This is a genomic window from Pantoea sp. ME81, from assembly GCF_903970985.1.
GTDB lineage: Bacteria > Pseudomonadota > Gammaproteobacteria > Enterobacterales > Enterobacteriaceae > Pantoea > Pantoea communis.
In genome coordinates this window covers 1-6,680 of the sequence record NZ_CAJCKS010000221.1, presented here as the reverse complement: position 1 = coordinate 6,680, position 6,680 = coordinate 1, and the positions used below count along the sequence as shown (strand labels likewise).

Sequence of the window (6,680 nt, the reverse complement as noted above, 5' to 3'; positions counted from 1 at the left end):
CCAGCGAGGTGATGTTGTCCACACCGCCCAGAGCCTCGAGGATTGCTGGGGTGTTGTAGCCTGATTTACCCACGCCCGCGCGGCTGACCTGCTGTTCCACGCTGCTGGCTTCTGCTTCACGACCCGGAGTCTTGATGTTGAAGCGGGTAATAGCAAAACGGAAGATGGCGTAGTAACCCACGAACCACACTGCCGCAATCACCGGCACCCAATACCATTTGGTAGAGAGGCCGTGCAGCACGCCGAACACGAAGAAGTCGATAACGTTGCCGTCGGTGTTACCGATGGTCACGCCGAGAATCGCCATCACAGTGAAGCCCAGGCCCGTCAACAGGGCGTGGATCAAATACAGTACCGGAGCCACGAACAGGAACAGGAATTCGATCGGTTCGGTAGTCCCGCCGACCACGCAAGCCACCACACCCGAAATCAGCAGCCCTTTAATTTTGTGACGATTTTCAGGACGTGCGCAGTGATAAATCGCCAGTGCGGCACCCGGCAAACCACCGAGGAAGGCCGGCATCTTGCCTTGCGACAGGAAGCGCGTGGCGCTTTCCGCAAAGCCGTGAGTATCCGGGCAAGCCAGCTGCGCCTGGAAGATGGTGAGGGCACCGCTGACGCTTTTGCCACAGACGTCGAGCGTGCCGCCCGCATCGGTGAAGCGAATAATTGCCACCAGAATATGTTGCAGACCAAACGGCAGCAGCAGACGTTCGCCGGTGCCGAAGATCATCGGGCCGAATTCACCCGCACTGTTGATCATCCAGCCGAGGCCGGTGATGGCGCGCGCAAAGAAGGGCCAAATCAGAGGCACCACTAAGCCGAGTAAGCCCATCACCACGGTGGTGACAATCGGCACAAAGCGCGTACCGCCGAAGAAGGCCAGCGCATCCGGCAGACGGATATTGTGGAAGCGTTCATGCAGCCAGAACACCACCACACCAACAATCACCGCGCCGAGAATACCGGTGTCGATCGACTGAATGCCAAGGATGTTTTGTACGTTGTTGGCTTTCAGCACCGCTGCGTCGGTGGTTGGCAGAATGCCATTGATATTGAGCCAGAAGTTCACGCTCAGGTTCAGCACTGCGTAGCCGACAAAACCGGCAAAGGCAGCGACGCCTTTGTTCTCCCGCGCCATGCCCAGTGGAATCGCAATCGCGAACATCACCGGCAGATAACTGAAGGCAAATGAACCCAGCTTAGCCATCCAGATAAACAAGTATTGCAGGAACGGCTGATCGAGCATCGGAATCAGCGTCAGCACATCGTGGCTACTCAGTGAACTACCGATCCCGAGCAAAATGCCGCAGAACGACAGCAGGGCAACGGGCAACATAAAGGTTTTACCCAGACTCTGGAAAAATTCCCAAAGTGACATTTTGGGTCGGCTGGCGGACATAGTCTCTCCTGGTAAAAAGCGGCAAGTTTTCAAAATGGTAAAGAATGATAAAACGTTTTACCATGTTGTTTTGTGGCTATAGTCACAAAGCGTGACTAATCCCAGGCTTTATTTTTGCGTGAATCAGTGTAACGTTTTACCTCTTTGTTTCTTCATCAGTTGTTGGAAACGGAACCGGATGTCTCAGCCTAAAACCACTATTCACGATGTCGCGCAGGCGGCTGGCGTATCGGTATCGACAGTCTCTCTGGTGCTGTCCGGTAAAGGACGTATCTCTTCCGCCACGGCCGAGCGGGTTAATCAGGCGATTGAGCAACTGGGATACGTGCGCAACCGTTCAGCCTCCATCCTGCGTGGTGGCGAGAGTGGTGTCATAGGTTTGATTGTGCGCGATCTCAGCCAGCCGTTTTATGCGGCGATGACGGCGGGGCTGAGTGAAGTGCTGGAGCAGCAGGGAAAAGTGTTGGTTCTGACGCAAAGCGGACAACACGGGCAGCATCTGCAACGCTGCTTCGATTCCCTGGCCGCACAGGGCGCGGATGGCATTGTGTTGGGTGGTGCCGTTGCGCAGGCGGAAACGCTGGTCGCGCAGGCGCATGAACAACAGATTGCACTCATTTGCGCCGCGCGGGCCAGTAGCCTCGACAAGGTCGATTCCTTGCGTCCGGATAACAGCCAGGCGGCGCGCATCGCCACCGAGTATCTGATCCGTCAGGGGCATCAGCGTATCGCGTGGGTCGGCGGATTGGGTTCTTCACTGACGCGCGCGGAACGTATTGGCGGCTATTGTGCGACCCTGTTGCAATACGGTTTACCGTTTCGTCCAGACTGGATCATTGAGTGCGACGATCGGCAGCAGAGCGTATCGGCATTGACGCAGGACCTGCTGCATCACCATCCGCGCATCACCGCTATCATTGCCCATAACGCCAGTACCACGCTCGGCTGCTATTTTGGTGCGATCCACAGCGGACGCTCGCTGGGCGAAGATGCGGTGGACAGCTACTTCACGCAAAAGCTGGCGCTGGTCGGCTTTAATGACGATCCGCTACGCGAGTCGTATGATTCTTCTCTGACGTTTGTCAGCAGTGAAGCGCGTGATGTGGGAAGGCGAGCGGGGGAAAGGATGCTGCAACGACTGGCGAAACCGGATGCGGAAGTGCAAACCTTGATTGTGCCGCCGCAGTTGGTGCGGGGCGTTTAGCGGCGCGATAGCTCGCGCCGCGGGTATATCGCTGTTACTCAGGCATCCCTTCGCTGGTCTGCGCGCCCAGCATATAACGTGACAGGAACTGCTCCAGTGACATCTTGTCGCCGTTCATAGTCACCTGACCGTTGCCGTATTGCAGGCTGGTGGTGATGTTATCATCCTGCTGCTGCGTCAGACGGAACATCTGGCCCATTGCCGCCAGACCTTTCACCTGCTGATCCGCCAGCTTCTGCGCATCGTCGCTCTGATAACCTTCAGCCAGCCCCACATGGCGCATCGCTTCGGTAGCCATTGGCATATTGATGTTCAGTTTGCCATCCAGGGTTTTCAGCACGCGATCCACTGCTGCGCCCAACGTCTGCGCTTCACCGGTGACGGTAGCGGGATCGTTAAAGCCGATGCTGAGGTTAAAGGTACTTTCCCCTTTATCGTTTTTCCAGCTCAGCGGCGCGATGCTGACGGTCGGTGAACCCTTCAGCAGCGTCGGCAGGTTATTCTTCAGGATGGTCTGCACGCTAGCCTGATAGCGGACGGGATCCTCGACTAAACCTGGCTGGTTCAGCAGTGCCTGCATCTGCGCGTTGTAGCTGTCCGAGAAGGTTTTCACCGCTTGCGCATCAAACTGTGCAAACTTCATCGCCAGCTTAGCTTCGCCGAACGGTTGCTTCTGCAGGCTGATGTCGCCGACGTTCATATTCAGATCGCCGCCGATTTTGCCATCTTTATTATCGAAGGAGGATTGGGTGTCCAGCTTCTGCAATGACAAACCTTCCTGACCGTTAATGCTGGCGTCGAGTTTATCCAGACTGATGGACTGATCCCCCACGCGCACACCTTCCGGGCTGAGATGAGTATCACCCTTCAGCTTCAGGCCGTTAAGGGTAAACAGCACTGGCTGCTCAACCTGGTTTTTGCTGGTAACAGCGATGCTAGAGAAATCGCCATTCAGACTGACTTTATCGCCCTTGCTGTCGGCGCTGATTTCGAGGGTGCCGCCGTTGGTGGCAAGACGATCGCCGGTCTGCGCGTTGTTATAATCAACCGCCAGCAGATCCAGTGCGGTATCAGTGGCACCGCTGTACCCGACGCGCGTATCAGCGGTCACCAGCGATTTACCGTTGGTGAGTTCAAACAGTTTCTTCACCGCATCGGTGTTTTCCAGCTCGGTATGCACCGAAGCCATGCTCGGAATCAGGCTGCCGCGCTTCAACTGCGCAAAGGGGAAGGGACCATGGTCGATGGTTTCGTTCAGCACGATGCTTTGACCCGGCTTCAGCAACGGGTTGTCTTCCGTCTGTGAACTGGCCTGAATCACCAGTTTGGTTTTGCTGCTGAAGATGCCGCGCTGGTAGTCCTGATAGCTGAGCGTCAGGCGAGCGTTTGGCGCATAGGCATTAAGCTGAGTGTTGGCGTTCTGCAACATTTGATCCATATGGCTTTCCAGCTGCTTGCCGGTAAACCAGGCCGCGCCTGTCCAGATCACGCCGATCGCTACAATTACACCTACGGCAACCTTGGTCTTTTTCATCGCTGAGTCGTCCTTATCCTTGGGTCCGCACGCCGCTGCTTGGGGGCGGCGGTGAAGAAAAACGCCCGCAGGCGTTTTAAAGTAATAGTTTGAAAGAATAGCAGTTAATGCTGGTATCGTCAGCCGGATCAGCTGAGCGCGTTATAAACCCGCGCCAGGCGTCCTGTACCTGCGGCATTAACCGGGGATTCATTGGCGGCAACGAAGCATGATTCACCGGGCTTCAACAGCAGTTGCTCACCTGACTTCTCAATCACCGCCTGACCTTCGATACAGAACAGCAGCGCCGCACTCTGTTGCGCTAACGGCTGTGGTGTGGCGGAAAGAGCGTGGATGGCAAAGGCAAAATCGTCCACCGGAATTGGGAAGTTCAGCGTGTCGCCCACTTGCTGAGGCTGCGTCAACAGCGTGGCAGCCGGTTTGGCCTCAAACTTCAGGTTCGCCATCAACTCCGGAATATCGATGAATTTCGGTGTCAGACCCGCGCGCAGAACGTTATCGGAATTCGCCATGACTTCGAGTGCCACCCCTTTTAAATAGGCATGCGGCGTCTCGGCAAACAGGAACATGGCTTCGCCAGGCTGCAGGGTGATGACGTTCAGCAACAACGGCGAGAACAAGCCGGTATCGTCCGGATAATCAGCCGCAATGCTTTTGATGGTCTGCCAGGGTTCGCCACTACGCGAGTTAAGTGCAGATTTCAGCACCGCCAACGCCAGTGATTTAGGCTCGTCTTTTAACGACAGCAGGGTGGAGAACAGTTTGGCGAGGCTTGCCTCATCAGGTTTTTCGAGGAAGTGAGCGATCTGCGGATGGGCACCGGCCACCGGCTCAAGCAGTGAGACGATTTCGTGCATCTCGCGGAAGCCGTTCATCGCCTGGAATGGGGTCAGGGCATACACCAGTTCCGGCTTGTGATTCGCGTCTTTATAGTTGCGCTCAGCAGCGCCAATCGGAATACCGGCGGCATTCTCGCGCGCAAATCCCTCTTCGGCTGCGGCTTTGCTTGGGTGAACCTGAATCGATAAGGCCTGATCGGCACACAGCACCTTAAACAAAAACGGCAACTCACCAAAACGCTGTGCGACGGCCGCGCCTAAGGCTGCGGTTTGGTCATCATTGATGACATCGCGCAGGGAACGCGTTTCACCTTTGATCTCAACGGTTGACGGACTCTTCGGATGGGCGCCCATCCACAGCTCCGCCATCGGTAATCCTTGTGGGTTCTCAATGCCGTAAAGTTCGGTCAGCGCAGTTTTGCTGCCCCAAGCGTAATTTTGCAGCGAATTGTTCATTTTTTGCATCGTTTACCCTTAATAACCGTAAGTAAATAGGCTTATTAAAGCAGAAAGTGCCATACAAAATACATCAACAAGTGCAATAAACGCGATGGGCTCGCATAATGTTAATTTCTTGTGTGTGACAATCTTGCTCGCTCAACGGCGTCGCGGGAAGACGACCTGAGCGGAAACCTCTAATCTGAGCTAAGGAGACGTAGTCATGGCAGCGAATCGCATTGAAAAAGATTCAATGGGACCGATCGAAGTACCGGCAGATAAGTTGTGGGGGGCACAAACCCAGCGTTCGCTGGAGCATTTCCGTATCTCAACCGAGAAGATGCCCGTTGCACTGGTGCATGCTTTGGCGTTGACCAAACGCGCTGCAGCACAGGTGAACCGCGATCTCGGCCTGCTTCCGGCTGAGCGTGCAGAAGCGATTCTGAAAGCGGCTGACGAAGTGCTGGCTGATAAACACAGTGAAGAGTTTCCGCTGGCCATCTGGCAGACCGGTTCCGGTACCCAGACCAACATGAACATGAACGAAGTGCTGGCCAACCGCGCCAGTGAAATTCTCGGCGGCGAGCGTGGCATGTCGCGTTTGGTGCACCCAAACGACGACGTCAATAAGAGCCAAAGCTCCAACGATGTGTTCCCCACCGCCATGCACGTGGCCGCGGTCATCGCCGTGCGGGAGCAGCTGATTCCGCAGATTCATGTGCTGAAAAAGACCCTGAGCGAGAAGTCTGAAGCCTTTAAAGACATCGTGAAGATTGGTCGTACCCACCTGCAAGATGCCACGCCATTGACGCTGGGCCAGGAAATTTCCGGCTGGGTGGCGATGCTGGAGCATAACCTCAAGCACATCGAACACAGCATTCCGCACGTGGCCGAACTGGCACTGGGTGGCACTGCCGTGGGCACCGGTTTAAACACCCATCCGGAGTATGCAGTGCGCGTGGCGAAAGCACTGGCCGATCTAACACAGCAACCGTTTGTGACTGCGCCGAATAAATTTGAAGCGCTGGCGACCTGTGATGCATTGGTGCATGCACACGGTGCACTGAAAGGTCTGGCGGCTTCACTGATGAAGATCGCCAACGACGTGCGCTGGCTGGCATCAGGTCCGCGTTGCGGGATTGGCGAACTTGCCATTCCAGAGAACGAACCGGGCAGCTCAATCATGCCAGGTAAAGTGAACCCAACCCAGTGCGAAGCATTAACCATGCTGTGCTGCCAGGTGATGGGTAACGACGTTGCGGT

5 protein-coding genes are annotated in these 6,680 nt (G+C 55.7%); 2 read left to right on the top strand and 3 right to left on the bottom strand.

Annotation, left to right across the window (positions count from 1 at the left end; translation table 11 throughout):
- A partial coding sequence (gene malX, locus H7A81_RS24500) for a maltose/glucose-specific PTS transporter subunit IIBC (protein WP_182059000.1) occupies window positions 1-1,402 on the bottom strand: 1,402 nt, incomplete at its 3' end.
- Window positions 1,403-1,580: 178 nt separating this feature from the next.
- Here malX and malI point away from each other — a divergent pair.
- A complete protein-coding gene (gene malI, locus H7A81_RS24495) occupies window positions 1,581-2,606 on the top strand; it encodes a Mal regulon transcriptional regulator MalI (RefSeq protein WP_034827374.1) in 1,026 nt (341 codons plus the stop codon).
- Between the two features lie 34 nt (window positions 2,607-2,640).
- Here malI and H7A81_RS24490 read toward each other — a convergent pair whose 3' ends face one another.
- Together H7A81_RS24490 and manA are read right to left on the bottom strand one after the other, a co-directional pair.
- Window positions 2,641-4,140 (bottom strand): YdgA family protein, encoded by a 1,500-nt coding sequence (locus H7A81_RS24490; protein WP_182058999.1) that lies wholly within the window; start codon window positions 4,138-4,140, stop codon window positions 2,641-2,643.
- A gap of 128 nt (window positions 4,141-4,268) precedes the next feature.
- A complete protein-coding gene (gene manA, locus H7A81_RS24485; RefSeq protein WP_182058998.1) occupies window positions 4,269-5,444 on the bottom strand; it encodes a mannose-6-phosphate isomerase in 1,176 nt (391 codons plus the stop codon).
- A gap of 196 nt (window positions 5,445-5,640) precedes the next feature.
- On the opposite strand from manA, the gene H7A81_RS24480 reads away from it, so the two are divergent.
- The coding region (locus H7A81_RS24480; protein WP_182058997.1) for a class II fumarate hydratase at window positions 5,641-6,680 on the top strand (1,040 nt) is incomplete at its 3' end.

Excerpts from the sequence above, each read along its gene's own strand:
- malI (WP_034827374.1), top strand. The coding sequence starts at position 1,581 with ATGTCTCAGCCTAAAACCACTATTCACGATGTCGCGCAGGCGGCTGGC.
- H7A81_RS24490 (WP_182058999.1), bottom strand. The coding sequence starts at position 4,140 with ATGAAAAAGACCAAGGTTGCCGTAGGTGTAATTGTAGCGATCGGCGTG.
- manA (WP_182058998.1), bottom strand. The coding sequence starts at position 5,444 with ATGCAAAAAATGAACAATTCGCTGCAAAATTACGCTTGGGGCAGCAAA.